This window comes from Chlorogloeopsis sp. ULAP01, assembly GCF_030381805.1.
Taxonomy (GTDB): domain Bacteria; phylum Cyanobacteriota; class Cyanobacteriia; order Cyanobacteriales; family Nostocaceae; genus Chlorogloeopsis.
Genome location: NZ_JAUDRH010000023.1, coordinates 57687 through 78635, shown reverse-complemented (window position 1 = coordinate 78635; position 20949 = coordinate 57687). Strand labels below are relative to the sequence as shown.

The 20949-nt window shown below is 41.3% G+C and carries 23 protein-coding genes; 11 read left to right on the top strand and 12 right to left on the bottom strand.

Features of this window, described 5'->3' with window-relative positions; genetic code table 11:
* Positions 1-286 precede the first annotated feature (286 nt).
* Positions 287-808, top strand: a complete 522-nt coding sequence (locus tag QUB80_RS33335; protein ID WP_289793748.1) for a Ycf51 family protein — start codon at positions 287-289, stop codon at positions 806-808.
* Here QUB80_RS33335 and QUB80_RS33330 read toward each other — a convergent pair.
* Both QUB80_RS33330 and QUB80_RS33325 read right to left on the bottom strand, forming a co-directional pair.
* Complete coding sequence (locus tag QUB80_RS33330) at positions 798-947, bottom strand: hypothetical protein (protein WP_289793747.1); 150 nt, start codon at positions 945-947, stop codon at positions 798-800. The genes QUB80_RS33335 and QUB80_RS33330 overlap by 11 nt on opposite strands.
* Before the next feature lie 37 nt (positions 948-984).
* On the bottom strand, positions 985-1473 hold the full coding sequence (locus tag QUB80_RS33325) for a peptidoglycan-binding domain-containing protein (protein WP_289793746.1): 489 nt from the start codon (positions 1471-1473) through the stop codon (positions 985-987).
* A 271-nt stretch (positions 1474-1744) separates the two neighbouring features.
* Here QUB80_RS33325 and QUB80_RS33320 point away from each other — a divergent pair, with 271 nt between their 5' ends.
* The 5 genes from QUB80_RS33320 to arsB all read left to right on the top strand — a co-directional run bounded on the left by QUB80_RS33320 (position 1745) and on the right by arsB (position 6946).
* Positions 1745-2929: an iron-containing alcohol dehydrogenase family protein gene (locus QUB80_RS33320; protein ID WP_289793745.1), complete on the top strand. Its 1185-nt coding sequence runs from the start codon at positions 1745-1747 to the stop codon at positions 2927-2929.
* Between the two features lie 103 nt (positions 2930-3032).
* Entirely contained in the window at positions 3033-4244 is a 1212-nt protein-coding gene (locus QUB80_RS33315; protein ID WP_289793744.1) for an aspartate aminotransferase, read from the top strand.
* A 30-nt stretch (positions 4245-4274) separates the two neighbouring features.
* Positions 4275-4598, top strand: a complete 324-nt coding sequence (locus QUB80_RS33310; RefSeq protein WP_289793743.1) for an ArsR/SmtB family transcription factor — start codon at positions 4275-4277, stop codon at positions 4596-4598.
* A 116-nt stretch (positions 4599-4714) separates the two neighbouring features.
* Positions 4715-5782: a PstS family phosphate ABC transporter substrate-binding protein gene (locus QUB80_RS33305; protein WP_289793742.1), complete on the top strand. Its 1068-nt coding sequence runs from the start codon at positions 4715-4717 to the stop codon at positions 5780-5782.
* 9 nt (positions 5783-5791) lie between these two features.
* Positions 5792-6946: an ACR3 family arsenite efflux transporter gene (gene arsB / locus QUB80_RS33300; RefSeq protein ID WP_289793741.1), complete on the top strand. Its 1155-nt coding sequence runs from the start codon at positions 5792-5794 to the stop codon at positions 6944-6946.
* Between the two features lie 217 nt (positions 6947-7163).
* On the opposite strand, the gene QUB80_RS33295 is transcribed toward arsB, so the two are convergent.
* Positions 7164-7511, bottom strand: coding sequence for an ArsR/SmtB family transcription factor (locus QUB80_RS33295; protein WP_016878183.1), 348 nt, complete (start codon positions 7509-7511; stop codon positions 7164-7166).
* Positions 7512-7608: 97 nt separating this feature from the next.
* On the opposite strand from QUB80_RS33295, the gene QUB80_RS33290 reads away from it, so the two are divergent.
* The gene (locus QUB80_RS33290) at positions 7609-8073 is read left to right on the top strand and encodes an ArsI/CadI family heavy metal resistance metalloenzyme (protein ID WP_289793740.1); all 465 of its coding nucleotides are present in this window, start codon (positions 7609-7611) and stop codon (positions 8071-8073) included.
* A 132-nt stretch (positions 8074-8205) separates the two neighbouring features.
* Here the strand turns inward: QUB80_RS33290 and arsJ are convergent, their stop codons facing one another.
* Both arsJ and QUB80_RS33280 read right to left on the bottom strand, forming a co-directional pair.
* Complete coding sequence (gene arsJ, locus QUB80_RS33285; protein ID WP_289793739.1) at positions 8206-9468, bottom strand: organoarsenical effux MFS transporter ArsJ; 1263 nt, start codon at positions 9466-9468, stop codon at positions 8206-8208.
* A gap of 38 nt (positions 9469-9506) precedes the next feature.
* On the bottom strand, positions 9507-10517 hold the full coding sequence (locus tag QUB80_RS33280; RefSeq protein ID WP_289793738.1) for an ArsJ-associated glyceraldehyde-3-phosphate dehydrogenase: 1011 nt from the start codon (positions 10515-10517) through the stop codon (positions 9507-9509).
* A gap of 240 nt (positions 10518-10757) precedes the next feature.
* Here QUB80_RS33280 and arsC point away from each other — a divergent pair, with 240 nt between their 5' ends.
* Positions 10758-11153: an arsenate reductase, glutathione/glutaredoxin type gene (arsC, locus tag QUB80_RS33275; RefSeq protein ID WP_289793737.1), complete on the top strand. Its 396-nt coding sequence runs from the start codon at positions 10758-10760 to the stop codon at positions 11151-11153.
* A 166-nt stretch (positions 11154-11319) separates the two neighbouring features.
* Positions 11320-11727: a DUF4112 domain-containing protein gene (locus tag QUB80_RS33270; protein WP_289793736.1), complete on the top strand. Its 408-nt coding sequence runs from the start codon at positions 11320-11322 to the stop codon at positions 11725-11727.
* Positions 11728-11758: 31 nt separating this feature from the next.
* Here QUB80_RS33270 and QUB80_RS33265 read toward each other — a convergent pair whose 3' ends face one another.
* From QUB80_RS33265 to QUB80_RS33245, 5 genes are all read right to left on the bottom strand, one after another.
* Positions 11759-12487, bottom strand: coding sequence for an HAD family hydrolase (locus tag QUB80_RS33265; RefSeq protein ID WP_289793735.1), 729 nt, complete (start codon positions 12485-12487; stop codon positions 11759-11761).
* A 338-nt stretch (positions 12488-12825) separates the two neighbouring features.
* Positions 12826-13911 carry a 30S ribosomal protein S1 gene (locus QUB80_RS33260; RefSeq protein ID WP_289793734.1) on the bottom strand — a complete coding sequence of 362 codons (1086 nt, stop codon included), beginning with the start codon at positions 13909-13911 and terminating at the stop codon, positions 12826-12828.
* Between the two features lie 327 nt (positions 13912-14238).
* Entirely contained in the window at positions 14239-14346 is a 108-nt protein-coding gene (locus QUB80_RS33255) for a photosystem II reaction center protein T (RefSeq protein ID WP_016878192.1), read from the bottom strand.
* A gap of 135 nt (positions 14347-14481) precedes the next feature.
* Positions 14482-16011, bottom strand: a complete 1530-nt coding sequence (psbB, locus tag QUB80_RS33250) for a photosystem II chlorophyll-binding protein CP47 (RefSeq protein ID WP_289793733.1) — start codon at positions 16009-16011, stop codon at positions 14482-14484.
* 518 nt (positions 16012-16529) lie between these two features.
* The gene (locus tag QUB80_RS33245) at positions 16530-16865 is read right to left on the bottom strand and encodes a hypothetical protein (RefSeq protein WP_289793732.1); all 336 of its coding nucleotides are present in this window, start codon (positions 16863-16865) and stop codon (positions 16530-16532) included.
* Positions 16866-17503: 638 nt separating this feature from the next.
* Between QUB80_RS33245 and QUB80_RS33240 the strand changes: the two genes are divergently transcribed.
* Positions 17504-19108: an ABC transporter substrate-binding protein gene (locus QUB80_RS33240; protein WP_289793731.1), complete on the top strand. Its 1605-nt coding sequence runs from the start codon at positions 17504-17506 to the stop codon at positions 19106-19108.
* A 133-nt stretch (positions 19109-19241) separates the two neighbouring features.
* Here QUB80_RS33240 and QUB80_RS33235 read toward each other — a convergent pair whose 3' ends face one another.
* Both QUB80_RS33235 and QUB80_RS33230 read right to left on the bottom strand, forming a co-directional pair.
* Positions 19242-19370 (bottom strand): hypothetical protein, encoded by a 129-nt coding sequence (locus QUB80_RS33235; RefSeq protein ID WP_289793730.1) that lies wholly within the window; start codon positions 19368-19370, stop codon positions 19242-19244.
* A 246-nt stretch (positions 19371-19616) separates the two neighbouring features.
* The gene (locus tag QUB80_RS33230) at positions 19617-19787 is read right to left on the bottom strand and encodes a hypothetical protein (protein WP_289793729.1); all 171 of its coding nucleotides are present in this window, start codon (positions 19785-19787) and stop codon (positions 19617-19619) included.
* A 91-nt stretch (positions 19788-19878) separates the two neighbouring features.
* Between QUB80_RS33230 and QUB80_RS33225 the strand changes: the two genes are divergently transcribed.
* The gene (locus QUB80_RS33225; protein ID WP_289793728.1) at positions 19879-20904 is read left to right on the top strand and encodes an ABC transporter permease; all 1026 of its coding nucleotides are present in this window, start codon (positions 19879-19881) and stop codon (positions 20902-20904) included.
* Positions 20905-20949: the final 45 nt, after the last annotated feature.

Below are 20949 nucleotides of genomic sequence, written 5' to 3'. Positions count from 1 at the left end.
ACAGATAAATACTGATAAACACCGATAAAATTTGTGTCCATCTGTGGTTGTAATTAATATAGAACCTAATTTTTCTCTTGACAGCCATTTTCAGATGAATAGACCAGACAATACTGTCAGGGCGGGTTTTGTTTCAATCTATAGTTCAAACCGAAAGGATATCTGCTAAACCCACCTCTACAAAAAATTGTGGTTCAAATAAATGAAATTTGCTGTAATCAGGGCGATCGCACACGTAAAATAAATATCTGTAAGGAACAAGAAGATAGCTAGGTAGTCAACTATTATGTTCTCGCAAGCTGAGTTTCTTCAGTACGCCCAATGGTCGGGTATTGCTACGTTGGTATTTGCTGCCGTAGCTGTCTTGGGTTTTATTTTAAAATGGGGTTTCCGCTTTCGGCTTGTAGGTACGACAGGTTTTATGTTGGTGCTAACAGCTGGTTTATTTGCTCTCTCGCTAGCTCCTTTAACTCGTACCGTGATCCCCGGTGCAGTGCGATACAGTCTTGTTTATGACAATGGAGCAACACAAGCAGTAATTACCATATCTCCCCAAATTACACCGACAGAACTAGAAGCAACTTTACGCCAAGCAGCCAGTGATTTATATTCTTATGGACGCTTAGGTAAACCAGGAGAAAATTTTTTGACGATTCGCGCCCGTACTGTTCTCCATCCAGAGCCAGGTACGTCTGTACCATTCTACTTGGGACAGGTGAGGCGATCGCTCGCTACTCGTGAAGATCCACAAATGGCAATTGAAGTTTATCAAGATAAATTTGCCCAATTGCCAAAGGTTAACACGTGAAGAGGACACGGGAACAAAGAGACACGGGGACACGGGGATAAGGAGACAAGGGAGTTAAGGAAGTTGAGGGAGTGATAGGAGTAAATTCTTCCCTGTCTTCCCCATCTTCCCCATCTTCACCCATCTCCCACTTTTCCACTCTCCGCGTCTCCCCCTCTCCGCGTCTTCACCAGCGCCTAACGCGGAATTCTACTCAAGGCACGCCAGGTACTTTCATCAACAATACCTGTATTAGGTAAGTTATGACGTCTTTGCCAGCTTTGCAAGGCTGCTTCTGTTAGCTCTCCAAAGTCACCGTCAACATATCCGACATAATCTTGCGTTGATTTCAATAAACGCTGCAACCTCTTCACTAAATCTCCTTTGCAGCCTTTTCCTAATTCTGGCAGCCCCACAGGCATACCCATATACAAAGCGTGCCAAGTTTTTTCTGAAACAATACCATCTTCTGCTAAAAAAACCCGGCGTTGGTATTCTTTTACGCTTCCTTCTGTAACTTTATCAAAGTTGCCGTCAATAACTCCTGTGTAAATACCCCACCTAGTTAAAAGCTTTTGTAACTCTTCCACCACCTCACCTTTGGAACCTAGCCGCAGCTCTGGTTTGTTAAACTGTGCCTGTGCTATCTCAGGCACGGTGTTGCTGCTATCACTTGTCCATTGCATATTCCTACTCCTTAGGAGCGGTGTTTATTGCTTCTAGTCTAGTTTTGAAATACTGAATCTGACATCAGCAAGCAGAATGATTTAATAAGTAAAGCCCCCAATATCAAGATTCTATAATTTATTTTGTGTTAGGCAATACATTATTTATTATTTTTTGGTTAAGATATTAGTCTAGTTATGCAACTATTAAAATCAAACTGAGCTGTTGTGAGGGTTATTAGGAAAAAGTTTGCCAAAATACCTGGAAATGATACGTTAATTAATTAGTTATATGCCTAATCAATTTACGGAAAAGTTGTCTACTCAAACTCCTACTAGTTTACTTCCGCTCACGGTAGCACCAGCAAAAGTTATCCGTGGCTCTCAAATTTTAACGCAGGTATCTGATGCAATTGCTCGCTTGGGTAGCCGTCCTCTAATTGTGGGAGGCGATCGCACATTAAAAGTCACCCAATCCTATTTGCAGCCAGTTTTGGAACGGCAGCAGTTACAATATGCCCAAGCATCTTATACTCCTAATTGTAGTGAGGCTAGCCTCAAAGCTTTACGTCAGGCGGCAAAAGAACATAAAGCCGATGTCATTATCGGCGTGGGTGGCGGGAAAGCACTGGATACAGCTAAATTACTTGCCCAGCAGTTGCAAATACCAGTGGTGACAATCCCAACTTCAGCAGCTACCTGTGCCGCTTGGACTGCTCTCTCAAATGTGTATTCTGATGAGGGAGCATTTTTGTATGATGTAGCGTTAGATCGTTGTCCCGATTTACTAATCCTTGACTACGATCTGATTCAAACTGCGCCACAACGGACTTTAGTTGCAGGTATTGGAGATGCGATCGCCAAATGGTACGAAGCCTCGGTTAGTAGCGGACATTCGGAACAAACATTAATAATTGCTGCTGTGCAACAGGCACGAATCTTGCGCGATATCCTTTTCCAAAAATCTGCTGCTGCCGTGCAACAAGCTGGAAGCGAAGTTTGGCGAGAAGTTGTAGACGCTACTGTGTTACTAGCAGGGGTAATTGGTGGTATTGGTGGTGCTCAGTGTCGTACCGTTGCTGCCCACGCCGTACACAATGGATTAACGCACATTTGTGGAAGTGGCAGCATTCATGGTGAAAAAGTTGCCTATGGGATCTTGGTACAACTGCGTTTAGAAGAAATGATTCAAGGCAATCAGCTAGCAGCATCTGCTAGACAACAGTTGTTGAAATTCTACGCAGAAATTGGACTACCACAAAAATTGAGCGATTTAGGTTTGGGTAATATCACTCTAAGTGAACTGCAAACCGCCGCGGAAATTGCTCTAGCTCCTCACTCTGATATCCACAGACTACCGTTTCAGGTTGCTCTGGAACAGTTGATGGCAGCAATGGTTTCTACCACTGCACCAGTAGAAGGAAATCGCAACCAGTTGGGTTTAACACCTGCTGTGAAAGAAGAAATACAGCAATGATGAATTAATTATGAATGCTAAATGATGAAGTATCTTCATCATCTATCGACATCTCATAATTCGTAATTTTCCCATTTCATAATTCATAATTCATAATTTTCCGATGAACTTGGATTGGATCGCCCCGGCTGAACGCATAAAAAAACTACCTGCCTATCCATTTGCCCGCTTGGATGAACTTAAACATAAAGCGCGGGAGCAAGGATTGGATTTAATCGATTTGGGTATGGGTAACCCCGATGGGGCGACACCACAGCCAGTAATTGAAGCCGCAATCAAAGCTTTACAAAATCCTGCTAATCATGGCTACCCTCCCTTTGAAGGAACAGCTAGTTTCCGCCATGCCGTTACCAGTTGGTATCATCGTCGCTATGGAGTAGTTTTAGATCCAGATAGCGAAGCTCTGCCACTATTGGGTTCTAAGGAAGGATTAGGACATTTAGCACTGGCATATATTAATCCTGGTGATGTGGTTTTAGTACCCTCTCCATCCTATCCGGTTCATTTTCGCGGCCCTTTAATTGCTGGAGGAAATGTCTACAGTTTAATTTTAAAACCAGAAAATAACTGGTTAATTGATTTAGCACAGATTCCTGATGCTGTTGCCGAACAAGCAAAAATTCTTTATTTTAACTATCCCAGCAATCCTACTGCTGCTACTGCACCCCGCGAATTTTTTGAAGAAATTGTTGCTTTTGCTAAAAAATATGAAATCTTGCTGGTGCATGATTTATGTTACGCCGAATTAGCTTTTGATGGTTATCAACCAACAAGCTTGCTGGAAATTCCTGGCGCGAAAGATATTGGCGTAGAGTTCCACACCATGTCCAAAACTTATAATATGGCTGGTTGGCGGGTTGGGTTTGTGGTTGGCAACCGTCATATTATTCAGGGTTTACGGACACTGAAAACAAATCTAGATTACGGTATTTTTGCAGCTTTACAAGCAGCAGCAGAAACTGCTTTGCAACTACCAGATTCTTATTTACAGGAAGTCCAAACTCGCTACTGCACTCGCCGTGATTTTCTTATTCAAGGGCTGGCACAGTTGGGTTGGAATATTCCCACAACTAAGGCAACGATGTATTTGTGGGTTCCTTGTTCTGTAGGTATGAGTTCCACAGATTTTGCCCTTTGGGTATTGCAGCAAACGGGTGTAGTCGTCACTCCAGGTAATGCCTTTGGCGTTGGCGGTGAAGGATACGTGCGCATTAGTTTAATTGCAGATTGCGATCGCTTAGGCGAAGTTCTGCACAGATTTAAAAAAGCTGGTATCCGTTATCAAGCAGAAGCTGTTGTCTCTAGTTCACAATAGAGAAGACGTTTTTGTTATCTGCTTGTTTTGATGCAATCCTCCTCTGTTATCCCCAATGCGATCGCTGCTGGCTTTCATGCCTTATCTGAACCATTACGGATTAAGGTATTAGAATTGCTGCGAGAACGCGAACTGTGTGTATGTGACTTGTGCGATACATTGGGGGTAAGTCAATCAAAACTATCTTTTCACCTCAAAACTCTTAAAGAAGCTGGTTTAGTCATCGCCCGTCAGGAAGGACGTTGGATTTATTACAGCCTGAATGCACCTCAGTTTGTTGTGCTTGAGCAGTATCTAGCGGAATACCGTCGCTTGAGCAACATCTTACCAGCCCGCCCATGTCAAGATTCATGATATATCAATTTTTTTTGATGTATTTTTGTAAAAATTTAGTTTATTTGTATTTGACAAATCAACTTTTTTTGAAATGATAGAAGCATAACTACTATACACACCATGAGGTGATGTCAGTGAGCGCAGCACCAAAGAAATTAGCTCTTGCGCTTGGGGTATTGGTATTGGCAACTAATTGCGCAACAAACTCCAACACATCTACACAAACTCAGCAGCCACAAAAGGTAACTGAAGTCAGTAATGCCGAAACGGTTAAAACTGTAAATGTTGATGGTTCGAGTACTGTTTATCCCATTACGCAGGCGATCGCTAAAGAATTTCAAACAAATTCTCAAAATAAATCTAACCAAGCCCAGGTTAAAGTTAACTTTTCTGGTACTAGTGGTGGGTTTGAAAAATTCTGTACCGGGCAAACCGATATAAGTAATGCTTCACGACCGATTTTAAAGGCGGAGATGGATAAATGTAACAAAAACAACGTTAGATTTATTGAACTTCCAGTTGCCTTTGATGCTCTTACGATTGCCGTTCACCCACAAAACAATTGGGCGCAAGACATTACGATCGCCGAATTAAAAAAAATATGGGAACCCGCAGCCCAAAATAAAATTACCCGTTGGAACCAGGTACGTGCAACTTGGCCTGATCGTCCACTAAAACTGTATGGCGCTGGAGATAAATCTGGTACATTTGACTACTTCACAGAAGCAGTCGTTGGTAAACCTGGAGATAGCCGCACCGACTACACAGCTAGTGAAGATGATGAAGTATTGGTAGATGGTATCAGTAAAGATCCGAATGCCTTGGGTTACTTCGGTTTTGCTTACTTTGAAGAAAACCAAAATAAATTAAAAGCATTAGCTGTTAACAACGGGCAAGGAGCTGTCTCGCCATCGCGGCAAACAGTAGAAAAAAATACTTATCAGCCTTTTTCTCGACCATTATTTATCTATGTAAATGCTCAATCTGCTCAAAATAAACCAGCCGTCAAACATTTTGTTGATTTCTATATTGAGAACGCACCAAAGATAGTAAGTTCCATAGGCTACGTACCTTTAACAGAAGAAGGTTATCACCTCGCTAAAGTTCACTTCAATAGAGGCAAAGTAGGAACAGTTTTTGAAGGAGAAGCACAGATAAACCTGACTCTTGGAGAGTTGTTACGCAAACAAGCAAAATTTTAGCGATTGGCTATGCAAAAAAATCATTCGCAAACCAACACAGTTAGGGTGCAAGCTGGCAGTAAGCTGAGTTTTTTTGAAAGATACCTTACCCTGTGGGTGTTTTTGTGTATTTTGGTAGGCATTGCACTAGGTAGATTATTCCCTGGAGTTGCGGTGGCACTAGATGCAATGAGTGTGTATCAAGTGTCTATTCCAATCGCAGTCTGTTTATTTTTCATGATGTACCCAATCATGGTGAAGATTGACTTCACCCAAGCTGCGAATGCGATCCGCGCCCCTAAACCCGTGATTCTTACTTTAGTAGTGAACTGGTTAATTAAGCCATTTACGATGGTGGCTTTTGCTCAGTTTTTCTTAGGGTGGTTATTTCGCCCTTTGATTGCTGGCAGCGAAATCATTCGCGGTGCTGAAGTGACACTAGCTAATTCCTACATTGCAGGTGCTATTTTGCTGGGAATTGCACCTTGTACTGCAATGGTGCTGATGTGGGGATATCTTTCCTACGGCAACCAAGGACACACTTTGGTAATGGTGGCAGTAAATTCTCTGGCGATGCTGTTTTTGTATGCACCGTTGGGTAGATGGTTGCTAGCGGCGAATGATTTAACAGTACCTTGGCAAACAATTGTTTTGTCAGTGCTGATTTATGTCGGGTTACCTTTAGTGGCGGGAATGTACAGCCGTTACTGGATTTTCAAACACAAAGGTAGAGAGTGGTTTGAAAGGCGATTTTTGAAGTATCTAAGTCCAGTTGCCATTACCGCCCTATTGTTGACTTTGGTGCTGCTATTTGCATTCAAGGGTGAACTAATAGTTAGCAATCCCTTGCATATTTTGTTAATTGCTGTGCCGTTGTTTATCCAAACTAATTTTATTTTCTTGATTAGTTATGTCGCAGCATTGGAGTTGAATCTGTCTTATGAAGATGCCGCACCTGCTGCTTTAATTGGAGCTAGCAATCATTTTGAAGTTGCGATCGCTACTGCTGTAATGCTATTTGGCTTAAATTCGGGTGCAGCACTTGCCACAGTAGTAGGGGTTTTAATTGAAGTGCCAGTCATGTTGATGCTGGTTGAGTTTTGTAAGCGCACGGCAGCTTGGTTTCCACGGGAGCCAGAAAAAGCGACTTTAAGAGATCCGCGCTGTATTAATTCATTCAAGTAAATCTTATCTAAAATTATCTCGTATTCATTGTTTACTGCAAAATTTCTACTGCTCCAGGGCTTACGCAAAGACTCTCTCAAACTCTTATTTCTTTGTGTCCTTTGTGGTTTATTTTTCGTTACTGCTGCAAAATTTCTACCGCTCGTGTAACACCATCTTCCGAACAGATTTTTTCGCTGATCACAATGGCGCGATCGCACTTTGTCAGAACAGCAAATTAATGCGTCTGCGTAGGCAGAGCCAAAGCATTTCGCAAAGCTTCTATTCGCTCAGGCACCAAACGATAGAAAATCCAGGTGCCACGTCGTTCTTTTTGTAATAAACCCGCTTCGTACAGTACCTTCAAATGATGACTGACAGTAGGCTGAGATAGTCCTAAAGGCTCTGTTAACTGACAAACGCAGGCTTCTTTTGCGGGTTGAGCAGCGATCAAACTGAGTACCTGCAATCGGGCAGGCTCTCCTAAAACTTTAAATATCGCTGCCATTTGCGCTGCTTGCTCGGAATCAATTGCTCCTGAAAGCAGCGACGGACAACAACTGGAAATTTGTTGAGTTAATTTCATATTTATATATTGACATTCATCAATATGTTCTGGCAATATATTGATAGAGGCAAATATTGACAAGTGTCAATATTAGTAAAAAAAGGAGCAAAATGATATGGCTACTCTGAAAACTCATGTGGCTTTGAAAGTTACAAATCTAGAAAAGTCGATTGAATTCTATCAAGCGATGTTTGGCGTAGAACCGATGAAACATAAAGTTGACTATGCCAAGTTTGATATTGCCAGCCCACCCTTAAATCTGACGCTCAACTTGACTACAAGTGTGGTTTCTGGGGGTGCATTGTCTCACTTAGGCGTGCAGGTTGAGAGTACAGAAGATGTAAAGGCTGCGACTAAGCGGTTTGGGGATGCAGGCTTGAATATATTTACAGAGGAAAATACCGATTGCTGTTATGCCTTGCAAGACAAGGTATGGGTAACAGATCCAGATGGGAATAAATGGGAAGTGTTTGTAGTGAAAGTTGCAGATACAACACCTGAGCAAAATCTGAGTACTACAGTTAATTCTGATGATGCTAGTGCAGTTGCCACAGCTTTGAAAAAACCGTGTTGTGCGTAAACTACCCTTAGCTCGACATGGGGACTTTTCGGTGGTTGTGTGAAACGCTGAACATAAAAGCCTGCGAATACATAAAGCAGGCTTTTTTATTACTGTATTTTAGACTAAGAAGCACTATTAATCCCCGCGTCCTCAATCCCCGTCTCCACCTTTCCATGCGATCGCCTTTGTTGGTTGAGGATCGGGTAGCTTGAGTGATACTAATCCTGCTGCCAATACAAAAAACATAGAAGTCCACAGACAGCCGACAAGCCCAAATAGCTGATAAATTAAGCCTGATAAGACTGTGCCGATTAATCTTCCACCAGAGTTAGCCATGTAGTAAAAGCCTACATTCAGCGCCACTTTGTCATCATCGGTGAACGCTAACACCAAATAAGAATGAACAGCAGAATTGAAAGCAAAGACAATACCAAAGATAATTAACCCAACAACAATCACGGTATTAGGGGGTGCACCTAACTGTAAAGCCAGAGCCATCACAGCTGGAACTACAGTTAAAGTAAATGTCCAAAACTGAATCGTTTTCGCTTGAGGAGAACGATTAGAACCAAAACGTTGGATTAAAGTAGGAGCCAAAAATTGAATCACGCCGTAACCAATCACCCAGCAAGCTAGAAATCCTCCTACCTCATAGAAAGACCAGTTTAAAACACTCCGCAGAAAAACAGGTAATCCAACGACAAACCAAACATCCCTAGAACCAAATAGAAAGAAGCGAGCCGCAGAAAGAATATTAATTTCTCTGCTTTTAGAAAAGAGTTGGGTAAACTTGACTTTAGCTTTGATTTTGCCCATACCCTTTGGCAGCATTAACCCTGAGAACATCAACAGGAATAAGCCACCTGCCATAATCAACAGAGAATTTACAAAACCAACAGCAGCTAACAATGCACTACCAACAAAGAAGCCAACTCCTTTGAGAGCATTCTTAGAGCCTGTCAGCACTGCTACCCACTTAAACAAAGAAGACTGAGCATCTTGAGGTACAACTAAGCGGATGGCACTCTTAGAACTCATTTTGGTTAAGTCTTTGGCAATACCTGAGAAAGCCTGTGCCACCATCACATACAAAACTGCAATCCACTGCGCCCAATTTGGATTGAGCAGCGCCAGCATTACCAAAGCAAAAACTTGCAATCCTATTCCTGAATAAAGCGTCACCTTCAAACCCAACTGGGAACCAATCCAGCCACCTAAAAAGTTAGTGACAACTCCAAAAATCTCGTAAAACAAGAACAGAAAAGCGATTTGCAGAGGTGTATAACCGATGTTGTTGAAATAAAGCAACACTAACATCCGCAGAGCACCATCAGTGATAGTAAACCCCCAGTAAGCAAGTGTCACCAGCACGTAATTCTTTAAATTGGCACGTGAGGCAGTAGAAGTAGCCATAATAGAGAGTATTTACTGTGAAGAGTAAAGATTTAGAATTAATTCAAGCTCAGAGCAACCTTACGAGCTAATTCCATCATGCGATTGACATAACCCCACTCATTGTCATACCAAGCCAGGATTTTCACTTGGGTTTGGTCTATCACCATCGTGGAAAGCGCATCGACAATAGAAGAGCGAGGATCGTCTTTATAGTCCACAGAAACTAAAGGAAGTTCTTCGTAGCCTAAAATGCCTTGAAGTGAAGTTTGTGCAGCTGTCTTGAAAAGACTATTGATTTCTTCTATAGAAGTAGGTTTTGCGACTTCAAATACACAGTCAGTCAAGGAAGCATTTAGTAAGGGTACTCTCACAGCTAATCCATTTAACTTGCCGTTGAGTTCTGGGTAAATCAGTCCAATTGCTGTTGCAGAACCTGTTGTTGTTGGAATCAAAGATAAACTATTAGCCCTAGCTCGTCGTAAGTCTTTATGAGGCGCATCTACGACAGTTTGCGTGTTCGTTGCATCATGAATTGTAGTAATTAACCCATGACGAATACCCAATCCTTCATGAATTACTTTGACTATTGGAGCAAGGCAATTAGTGGTACAAGAAGCTGCTGTCAAAAGATGGTGTTCTTGTGGGTTATAGAGATAATCGTTTACACCCATGACAACATTCAAAGCACCTTGCTTGACTGGCGCAGCCACAATTACTTTTTTTACGCCTCGCTTGAAGTAAGGAGCAAGTGATTCTGGAGTTCGGAACTTGCCCGAACACTCTAATACCACATCCACACCAAATTCTTCCCAAGGTACTTCACCAGGAGTTGAATATTCACTAAAACTCAGATATTTTCCTTCGATGCAAATCTGATCTCCCTCTGCTTCTATATCCATTCCCCAACGTCCGTGAATCGAATCAAACTTGAGCAGATGGGCTGCTGTGACTGATCCACCTTTAATTTCGTTGATGTGAACAAATTCTATTTCTGGCCATCCCCAAGCAGCTCGCAAACCCAAGCGCCCCATTCTGCCAAAACCATTAATACCTACGCGAATCCTCATATTTATACTTCCGCTCAAAATTTGTAGGTGTATAAATATATCATTTCAAAAAAACTTGATTTGTCAACCCAATCACGGCTAAGATAATATACGTCACCCGTAACAAATTGTTTAGTTGCTGCTAGATTTCTGGCAGTAAAATGTTTGTGGTATGCAGTTTTTGATTGCAAATTATTTATTCAGATAATAAATTAATAATTGAAAGCCACAAGCATTCAATTACTAATATTAAATAAAATCATGAAAAGAGTCATGTTTGTTTGTAAGAGAAACTCCGGCCGCTCTCAAATGGCAGAAGGGTTTGCAAAGACATTGGGTGAGGGAAAAATTGCTGTTATGAGTTCTGGTTTAGAAGCTTCTCAAGTAGATCCGCTTGCTGTTCAAGTGATGTCAGAAGTGGGTATTGATATTAGCAATCAAACTTCTAAGCCTTTAATTAATTTTCAACCAGAAGATTTTGATGTAGTGATTTCTCTGTGTGGTTGTGGAGTAAATTTGCCAGAAGAATGGGTAATTAGAGAAGTGTTTGAAGATTGGCAACTTGAAGATCCAAAGGGAGAATCAATAGAAATATTCCGTCGTGTTCGCAATCAAGTTAAAGAAAGAGTTGTGAAATTAATCGCATCGCTTAATTAAGCGAAAGATTTTAATTTTGATTTGGCGATCGCAAAATTTATCATCAAATTCCCTTCTGCCGTCTGCCTCCTGCCTTCTACTTACCTCTTTGGTTAGTCTTTCTTGCGGTACAAGACGAATGCCCTAGATTAGTGCAATTTATAAAGTAGTAGAACAATCATCGACTATGAATACTGCTGAACGCCTTGCTACTCTCAACCGCATTCGTAAACTTAGCCGCTTGATGGATACATCTATACGTATTCCAGTAATTGGCTTCCGCTTTGGACTAGATCCAATTATTGGTTTAATTCCAGGTGCTGGTGATTTAATTAGTACAGGTTTTTCAGCTTATATTATTTATTTAGCTACTCGCCTTGGGATACCGCGCCAAGACTTAAAGCAAATGATATTCAACGTTGCTTTAGAAACAGCCGTTGGTACAGTACCTTTTGTGGGTGATTTGTTTGATGCGTTTTATAAGTCTAATATTCGCAATTTGGCCATTTTGGAAAAACATCTGCTAGTAGTTGAACCAGAAATATCTGAAGAACAAGAAGTCTCTGAGGTTGCTACTCCAGCTAGTGTTTCTTAAAAGCTAGTAACATTAATTGAACCTTAATTATTTAACATATTTGAATTTCATCTAGTTGGTTAATTATCACATCTGCACCTGCAACATTGTCTGGTTTACCAACCCAAGTTATACCAATACAACCAGCAGCTTTGGCGTTACGTGCCATTTGCATATCACCCACAGAATCTCCTACCATGAGTGTGGCTAATGGTTCAACTCCCATTGTTTCACAAGCTTGCAAAAATAGGATTGGATCTGGTTTACTGGGGCCTTCATCTACTCCCATTTCGAGTTGAATATAGTTACTTAACTGGTGAGTTTTTACAAATTCACGTACTTCAGTAGTCGTTGCCGCCGAAAGAATACCAAGTTTAAGTCCGGCTTGTGACAAGTTCTTCAAGACTTCTAAACTACCTACAAATAGGGGTGAAGGGGTTTTGCCAATATACTTTTCTGCTTCTTCTAGGGCTTGACGCGACATTTGTAATGACTCGAACCAACTCTTTCCGGTTTCGGCAATATATGCAGCAGCAGCAACTTCTGTTTCGCGGCGACTTGCTACCGCTATTAAACCTGCCGGATCAAGGGTATTACTATTGACGCCAAAAGCCATTAACAGTGGTTCTCCAATTCCGGGAACTTGTGCGTCTAAAAGTCGTGCTGCTTTTTGGGCAAGCGATCGCAAGTAAGCTTCGGAGTCTTCTAAAGTACCATTTTTGTCAAAGAAAATAGCCTGGATATTGGAAAAAGTTACATTTCTGCACTTAATAGATACCAAAACATTGCTCCTTGTAAATTCATTTTTGATTAGTTAGTGGATAGTTGTAAATAACTAACTACTAATGTACAGACGCTTCGGTTCCTCGTGTTTCTATCTACTACCTACTGTACGGGAGGCAGCGCGCCTTGCGGGTTAAGCGCGTTGTAGCGACTGCCGTGCGGGTTTAGAAGATAAATCATCGGTTTTAGCCGTTCATATAATCAACGAAACTTGCCCCTACTAATTACTAACAATTCCCCAACACAAAAAAAGAGGGAAAATTTTATCCCTCTTTATGCAATAAGTTCTCATCTTATAATTGCTTTTAGGCAACTACAACAATAAATACAGATAAATTACTCTTCAATAGCTGCTGGAATTTCTTCTTCAACTGCTTCAATCGCAGATGGAATTTCTTCTTCAACTGCTTCAATCGCAGATGGAATTTCTTCTTCAACTGCTTCAACAGCAGATGGAATTTCTTCTGCTGCTACTTCGCCTTCATCTGTAACGGTAATGGCGGCAGGTGCTATACCTTGCTGTTTCACTAACAGTTGTTCTCTATACTTTGCTGCCATTTCTTCTGCTTTATCGTAAACTAGATCACGATTCTTGATCATGTCACCTGGTTCTGGTTCTAGCTGTTTAGTGGACAAAGATATCCGACCTCTTTCTGCATCTAGGTCAATGATCATGACTTTTACTTCATCATTGACATTGAATACACTGTGAGGTGTATCAATATGTTCATGGGAAATTTCGGATATATGCAATAGACCACTTACGCCGCCAATATCAATAAAGGCACCATAGGGCTTAATACCGCGCACTGTACCGATTACGACCTCACCAACTTCCAGACGGTTCATCTTGCGCTCTACCAGCGCCCGACGGTGGGACAGAACTAAGCGGTTACGTTCTTCATCTACTTCTAAGAACTTTAATGGAAGTTCTTCACCTACTAATTCTTCTTTAGGCTTGCGAGTACTGATATGAGAGCCAGGAATAAATCCACGTAAACCCTCAATCCTTACTAAAGCTCCACCACGGTTAGTGGCAAATACGCCAGAACGGACAGTTGCATCTTCTGCTTGCAACTGCCGTACTCGCTCCCAAGCTCGCATATATTCTATACGGCGAATAGAAAGAGTTAGTTGTCCCTCTTCGTTTTCATCGCTAAGGATGTAAAATTCCCGTATTTCGTTTGATTGTAAAACTTCTTCCGGGCTGTCCACCCGGTTAATAGACATTTCTTGTATGGGTATGTATGCTGCGGTTTTAGCACCTATGTCAATCAGAGCGCCGCGCGGCTCTATACTGAACACTGTACCGGGTACAATATCACCAGGGCTAAAATGATAATCGTATTTGTCCAGTAAAGCAGCGAAATCGTCGTGAGTAAACCCAATATCAGTTAATACAGTTGATTTCTGATTGACCATGCTGATTGTTTCCTGGTTTTTATTCTCCGTAGTTTTTTTGCCTCCTAGCGATGTATATGCAATTGCCAAATAGGCACTCTACACCTACATCCCTTCTCATCGTAGCGCAGAAAAGTTATCTTAACGCGCATTAATTCCCAGATAGTAGATTATATCAAATATTAAAACTTTATAATCTTAATGTTTAAAATATATTGATAGAGAACTGATAGAGAACTATTGAAAAATAAGTAATATAACTACTAAAAATTAGTAACCGCTGTTGCCTATAGGTAACAGCGGTTTCATATTCTTAAAGATTGCCATCAAAAATTTGGCATCGGTAAATTACTTATCCTCTTTTCTTTCAATGCGAGGAGGTTCGCGGAATGCGATCGCAAAGAAGAGAACTCCTATTGCCAAAGTCAAAATCAAAATATATGCCACGCTTTCCATATTACAAGTTCCTGCTATCCCGCCTGTAATGATAGTGTAATCTGCTACAGAAAAGAATGGTCTAACTTACTACTTAAACATGGTATTAATTTTCAAGCAGTTATTAGACCATTCTTAACAATTTGCTACAAAACTTTAGACAGCTTCCTTCCGGCGGGTTGACTTATCACCCACTTTCTGGAACAAACCCCACTCGACTTGCTCTTCCAAATCGGCATCAACACCAGCGAATACATCTCGGTAGATTGTCCGAGCACCATGCCAGATATGACCAAAGAAGAACAACAGAGCAAAGACAGCGTGTCCAAAGGTAAACCAACCTCTAGGGCTGGTACGGAACACACCATCAGAGTTTAAGGTTTCTCTATCAAATTCAAAGATTTCGCCACCTTGAGCTTTACGCGCCCACTTCTTCACTTCGGCAGGATCTGTGAATGTTTGACCATTCAAGTCACCACCATAGAAGGCGACTTTCACACCATTTTGCTCGAAGCTATATTTCGATTCTGCTCGACGGAAGGGAATATCAGCACGGACAATTCCATCTTCATCGGTTAGAACTACTGGAAAGGTTTCAAAGAAGTTGGGCAAACGGCGTACTTGCAATTCCCGCCCATCGGCATCTGTAAAGACAGGATGACCTACCCAAGATTGGGCAATACCGTCACCCTTAACCATAGGGCCTGTACGGAATAGACCGCCTTTAGCAGGGCTATTACCGACATAGTCATAGAATGCCAGTTTTTCGGGAATACGTGACCAAGCTTGCTCAGGAGTTGCACCTTGGGCAAGGCTGGATTGAACGCGGCGCTGAATTTCTGTTTTGAAGTAAGTTTGATCCCACTGATAGCGGGTAGGGCCAAACAACTCGATGGGAGTTGTAGCGCTACCGTACCACATGGTGCCAGCAACAACAAAAGCAGCAAAAAATACAGCAGCAATACTGCTAGAAAGTACGGTTTCGATATTACCCATCCGCAAAGCTTTGTATAGCCTTTCGGGAGGTCTAACTGTGAGGTGGAATAAACCAGCAATAATACCGACGACACCAGCAGCAATATGGTGAGCTACCACACCACCAGGATTATACGGGTTAAAGCCATCAGGCCCCCACTCCGGTGCGACTGGTGCAACGTGACCTGTCAAGCCGTAGGCGTCGGAAACCCACATTCCCGGCCCCCACAGTCCAGTTAGGTGGAAAGCACCAAAACCGAAGCAAAGTAGACCAGACAAGAACAAGTGAATGCCAAACATTTTTGGCAAGTCGAGGGCGGGTTCACCAGTGCGGGGGTCTTGGAAAAGTTCCAGATCCCAGTAAACCCAGTGCCAAACGGCGGCTAAGAATAAAAGACCAGAAAGAACAATATGAGCGGCAGCAACGCCTTCAAATGACCAGAAACCTGGGTTGTAATTGGGATCGCCAACTACGTTCCAGCCACCCCAAGAGCCAACAACACCCAAGCGTGCCATGAAGGGTAGCACGAACATTCCTTGACGCCACATGGGGTTGAGAACCGGGTCGCTGGGGTCATAAATGGCTAGTTCGTACAGAGCCATTGAACCAGCCCAGCCTGCTACCAAAGCTGTGTGCATCAAGTGTACAGAAATCAGTCGCCCTGGATCGTTCAGAACGACTGTATGTACTCGGTACCAAGGTAGTCCCATCGACTACGCTCCTCCTCGAAGAGTTTGTTTACAAAACAATTTTTTACCGAAGTTACCAGCAGCAAAAATTGCTGTCAGTAGCTCCTCTCAGTTTTTGTTATTGCCAGAGCTTGGATTTTCCACAGCTTGGTCTTAAAAATTAGACAGTGTGGCTGCTATGACAACCATTGCTTACGCACTTTCGGAACTGTGTCCTGAGGGTAGCGATCGCCAAGCAAAAATGAGAATGTTTAAAAAAGTGTAACTATTGATGGCGCTGTTTGCAAGCGTATAAAGAGACTAAAACCTGGTTACTGATTAGCGAATAGTATTTATTAAGGGCAAGTCTGTGTAAATATTTCGCACTTTTAGAGAAATCGTTTTCATACCTGCTTGTACGGTTGTGAGTAGAAGCTGGTTGATATAGATAATTTCTTGATTACAGAGAAATTTTTGTTAAAATTCGCACTTACAGCAGTTTTTAATATTGGTAATACTTTGTAACAATTCTTTACCAAAGTACTACCAAATAATACTTCCTATTGCACTATCAATTCGATATTTTCTAGACGACACCTTGCCGAAGCGGTTCCGAGGCGCTCAATTACCTGTTCGGCACTCATTAATCGCCTGAGCATAACTTTACCGATCGCTTGATTAGATGTAACCATTTGTACTGGCGTGATTGGTTTTACCTCCACAGTAATCACAGCATCTTCTACTCGATAAAGCCAAAATAATTCGCCTTTTTCTACCAAACAGATATTCATTTGCTGAATATCTGGTTGTCGTCGCCATGCAGTTATTTGCCAAAGTCCGTCAGATGCCCAAACTCTACCAACTGTCCATCCTTCAGATAAAAAAAAGTATTTCACACTCTTATTCTCACTTTAGTTAAGCTCTCTGTTTACTTTTCAAAATATCGGGAACATTTCAGTTAGTTTCAAACGACATAAAATTTTCGACTACACTTTTGCAGATAGGTAACCAAACAGGAGTTAGTACATAATTATTTTGATTAATCTCGCATTAGCTACTTGAAAAGCTGAATAAAGCTTTTCTTTGAAAAATCTGGATTGAAGACAAACGAATGTAATTCTGTAATTTTAATTCAATCAAACATCGTCTTGTTATGAATGAATATTAAAGAATGTATTTTTTTCTCAGATTACTAAGGTAAAAGGCAGATGGCAGAGGGCAGAAGGAATAAACAGGGACTAGGGACTAGGTATTAGGAATTAAATAATCCCAGTACCCAATCCCCAGTACCCAGTACCTTTTTAGTGTACTGAGTTCTTTTTGTTTGTGATTTGTAGTATACTGAACACATTTTTGGGTTGAACTCAGAGAATTCAGATGAAAAAGCTTGTTTTAAATGCTTTTGATGAAATGAGTTAGATAAATTGAACATAGGGAAATTAACTAGACATATAGTAAAATGACTGACCGCAGTAGTTTAAAAATGCCGATATTTATGAACAGGTTTTCCTTGTTCCCAAAACGCTTACACCGAATGACAAAATTTTTTTCTTTATTTTGTCTATGTTTATTCTTAGTTATTAGCTGTAGTCCTCGCCCCCAAACAACATCTACTTCTGTGGGTAATCCCAATAATGATGGTCGTGTTACTGTGGGTACTACCTTAAAACCACGTACCCTCGATCCTGCTGATGCTTATGAACTACAGTCATTGGTGTTGGTTTATAACATGAGCGATCGCCTCTATACATACGAGAGCGGCAGCACCGAAATTAAGCCTCAGTTGGCTACAGCCTTACCAAAAGTCAGCCAGGATGGTTTAACTTATACTATTCCTTTACGTAAAGGCGTAGTATTTCACGACGGCACACCTTTTAATGCCAAAGCGATGGAATTTAGTATCCAGCGCTTTATGCAAAATGGTGGTAAACCATCTTTCTTGCTTAAGGATGTAATAGACTCTGTCCAAGCCACAGGTGATTCTGAATTGACTATTAGGCTGAAAAAAGAATTTGCGGCATTTCCGGCACTTTTAGCGTTTCCTGGTGTTTGTGCCGTTTCACCCAAAGCTTACGAACTAGGTGCAGGAAAGTTTCAGCCAAATAGTTTTGTGGGAACTGGCCCTTATAAATTAGCAAAATATGGCACTGATTCAGTGCGATTTGATGTATTTGACAAATATTGGGGAGATAAACCAGCAAATCAAGGTATTAATTGGCAAATTATTAGCAGCCCGGCAAATTTATTTAATGCCTTTAAAACAAAAGCCGTGGATGTGGCTTACGTATCTTTGGAACCAATTCAAATTAACACTTTACAGGAAAGCGCGAAAAAAGGTAATTGGCAGGCAATTACTGCTGAAGGTAGTGCAGTCAAATTCATGGCTTTAAACCGCAATCAAAAACCTTTGGATAATCCTGCTGTGAGGCAAGCGATCGCGGCATTAGTTGACCGTTATATTATCAATCAACGGGTTTTGTACAATCAAGCAGAAGCACTATATAGCATGGTGCCAACAACATTTGATGTTTACCAACCAGTTTTTAAAGATAAATATGGCAATGGAAATGTGGATAAAGCTAAACAATTGTTAAGTTCGGCTGGTTTCTCAAATAGTAATCCTGCCAGAATCCAAATTTGGCATAGTTCTACTTCTCCTACTAGCGCGGCGGCTGCTCAAACAATTAAAGCTCTTGCCGATCAAAAAATGGAGGGAATGTTGCAATTTGAAATTAGCCCTGTAGAAAGTGCCACCTTTTTTAAAGACATATCTAAAGGTTTGTATCCAGCATCAATATTTGATTGGTATCCAGACTTTTTAGATCCAGATAACTACATTCAACCGTTTTTAGAATGTCAAAAGGGTTCAGTGGCTAAAGGATGTGAAGATGGAGCAAGTAAAACGCAGGGTTCTTTTTACTACAACGAAAAGATTAATCAATTGATTGCTCAAGAGCGCAAGGAGCAAAACGCAGAAACTCGTAAAAAAATCTTCACAGATATTCAAACTCAAGTAGCAACTGATGTGCCTTATGTGCCTTTATGGCAAAGCAAAGATTATGTTTTTGCTCAAAATGGTGTGAATGGTGTGCAGCTTGATCCTAGTCAGTTTTTGATTTACAAGTCAATCAAGAAGTAGTTGGTAGTCAAATTTTTAACCATATATGTAGTGAGTAGCGAAGGTTAAGCTTTTATAGTTTGTACATGAGGATAGTTCAAGATGTTAGCGTCACAGGTTAATAGAGGAATTCTATAGCGCATGGCGATCGCAACTAAAATTCTGTCTGCCGGATCTTTATGAAAAGTGCCTGGCAGCTAGCTAGCTGTGTGCTGGCGATCGCATCCAGAGGATTCAAAGGTTCAATCACAATATTTGAGTGTGTTTGTGCTAGAGCATCCATTCATTGATCGGCAAGGGTTAAGATTAATTTTCCAATACTGGATTTGACTGCAATCTCCCATACTGAAATCGCAGATACTAGCAAGCCATTTTGAGGTTCCTCTGAGTCAATTGCAGCTTGTACTTGATTCGATAACTGACTTGGATTGTGGAGTAACCAGAGCAAATATGCGTATCCAACAAAATCATTTGCCCAATGTTTCCCAAAGTTCTAGCATTGGTTCGTCAAAATCTTCTGCGATCTGAATTAGCATTCCTCGCAATAAATAGTGATGAGTCGAGATTGGTTTCTCCTGCCAGGGTACAATGCGAGCAACTGGAATGCCTTCACAATCACAACTTCGGCTTGAGTTGCTGTTAACTCATCGAGGATTGCAATCAAGGTGGTATCTGTTTGTTGAACATTGAGGTACTTCATTCCAGCAATTTTCTGGAACTGCTTTTATGCTTTCATTGTAGGGTATTCTCTAACAACCACACCGCAATTAACTAACATTAAAATTAGTATTATGTCTCGCTCCAAAGCCTTACAATACTACATTATTATTCGCCTGCTCTTAGCTCCGTTAATGCTGTGGACAATTACCACAGTAGTGTTTCTCTTGCTGCGAGCAACCCCCGGAGATCCAGCAGATGCAATTCTCGGTGGGCGTGCGCCAGAAAGTGCGAAAGAAGAATTGCGCAAACAATTAGGTTTAGATCTTCCTTTGTGGTTGCAGTATCTAAATTACATGGGAAGTTTATTGCGTTTTGATTTAGGAAAGTCTTTGACAAGCCAAGGGCAAAGTGTTTGGCAAGTGATTGTAGATTATTTTCCAGCGACGGCAGAGTTAGCAGTATGTAGTATGGTGGTTGCGCTGACTGTCGGAATTGCGATCGGTACTCTTTCAGCTTCTCGCCCTGGTACATTTTTTGACTTTAGTGGAAGATTATTTGGTATTATCACTTACTCATTGCCGATGTTTTGGGCAGGAATGCTTCTACAATTGATTTTCGCAGTACAACTTGGTTGGTTTCCATCTTCAGGGCGCTTTGCCTCTAGTTTGCCCGCTCCTGAGCGGATCACTGGTTTGTATACAATTGACAGTCTCTTGAGTGGTGACTTAGCTCAATTTTTGACAACTTTGCATTATTTGGCACTTCCTAGTATTACCTTGGGAGTTTTACTCAGTGGTATTTTTGAGCGGATTGTACGAGTGAATTTAAAGCAAACTCTACAAGCAGATTATGTGGAAGCAGCTAGAGCTAGAGGCATTCCCGAAAGAAAAATTTTAGTTGCCCATGCCTTAAAAAATGCTTTGATTCCAGTCATTACTGTTTTGGGGTTAACTTTTGCTTCCTTATTGGGTGGAGCAATTTTGACTGAAGTCACCTTTTCTTGGCCAGGATTAGCCAATAAACTTTATGAAGCCATTTCTTTACGGGATTATCCTACAGTGCAGGGATTACTAGTATTTTTCGGCTCGATAGTTGTGGCAGCAAGTATTTTAATTGATATTTTAAATGCTTATGTAGATCCGCGAATTAGGTATTAGTATGGGATACTAACACGTCTACTCTAATTTTATGTAATATTACTT

Coding starts and splice junctions, on each gene's coding strand:
- QUB80_RS33335 (WP_289793748.1), top strand. CDS start 287: ATGTTCTCGCAAGCTGAGTTTCTTCAGTACGCCCAATGGTCGGGTATT.
- QUB80_RS33325 (WP_289793746.1), bottom strand. CDS start 1,473: ATGCAATGGACAAGTGATAGCAGCAACACCGTGCCTGAGATAGCACAG.
- QUB80_RS33320 (WP_289793745.1), top strand. CDS start 1,745: ATGCCTAATCAATTTACGGAAAAGTTGTCTACTCAAACTCCTACTAGT.
- QUB80_RS33315 (WP_289793744.1), top strand. CDS start 3,033: ATGAACTTGGATTGGATCGCCCCGGCTGAACGCATAAAAAAACTACCT.
- QUB80_RS33310 (WP_289793743.1), top strand. CDS start 4,275: ATGCAATCCTCCTCTGTTATCCCCAATGCGATCGCTGCTGGCTTTCAT.
- arsB (WP_289793741.1), top strand. CDS start 5,792: ATGCAAAAAAATCATTCGCAAACCAACACAGTTAGGGTGCAAGCTGGC.
- QUB80_RS33295 (WP_016878183.1), bottom strand. CDS start 7,511: ATGAAATTAACTCAACAAATTTCCAGTTGTTGTCCGTCGCTGCTTTCA.
- QUB80_RS33290 (WP_289793740.1), top strand. CDS start 7,609: ATGGCTACTCTGAAAACTCATGTGGCTTTGAAAGTTACAAATCTAGAA.
- arsJ (WP_289793739.1), bottom strand. CDS start 9,468: ATGGCTACTTCTACTGCCTCACGTGCCAATTTAAAGAATTACGTGCTG.
- QUB80_RS33280 (WP_289793738.1), bottom strand. CDS start 10,517: ATGAGGATTCGCGTAGGTATTAATGGTTTTGGCAGAATGGGGCGCTTG.
- arsC (WP_289793737.1), top strand. CDS start 10,758: ATGAAAAGAGTCATGTTTGTTTGTAAGAGAAACTCCGGCCGCTCTCAA.
- QUB80_RS33270 (WP_289793736.1), top strand. CDS start 11,320: ATGAATACTGCTGAACGCCTTGCTACTCTCAACCGCATTCGTAAACTT.
- QUB80_RS33260 (WP_289793734.1), bottom strand. CDS start 13,911: ATGGTCAATCAGAAATCAACTGTATTAACTGATATTGGGTTTACTCAC.
- QUB80_RS33255 (WP_016878192.1), bottom strand. CDS start 14,346: ATGGAAAGCGTGGCATATATTTTGATTTTGACTTTGGCAATAGGAGTT.
- psbB (WP_289793733.1), bottom strand. CDS start 16,011: ATGGGACTACCTTGGTACCGAGTACATACAGTCGTTCTGAACGATCCA.
- QUB80_RS33240 (WP_289793731.1), top strand. CDS start 17,504: ATGACAAAATTTTTTTCTTTATTTTGTCTATGTTTATTCTTAGTTATT.
- QUB80_RS33235 (WP_289793730.1), bottom strand. CDS start 19,370: ATGGATGCTCTAGCACAAACACACTCAAATATTGTGATTGAACCTTTG.
- QUB80_RS33230 (WP_289793729.1), bottom strand. CDS start 19,787: ATGAAGTACCTCAATGTTCAACAAACAGATACCACCTTGATTGCAATC.
- QUB80_RS33225 (WP_289793728.1), top strand. CDS start 19,879: ATGTCTCGCTCCAAAGCCTTACAATACTACATTATTATTCGCCTGCTC.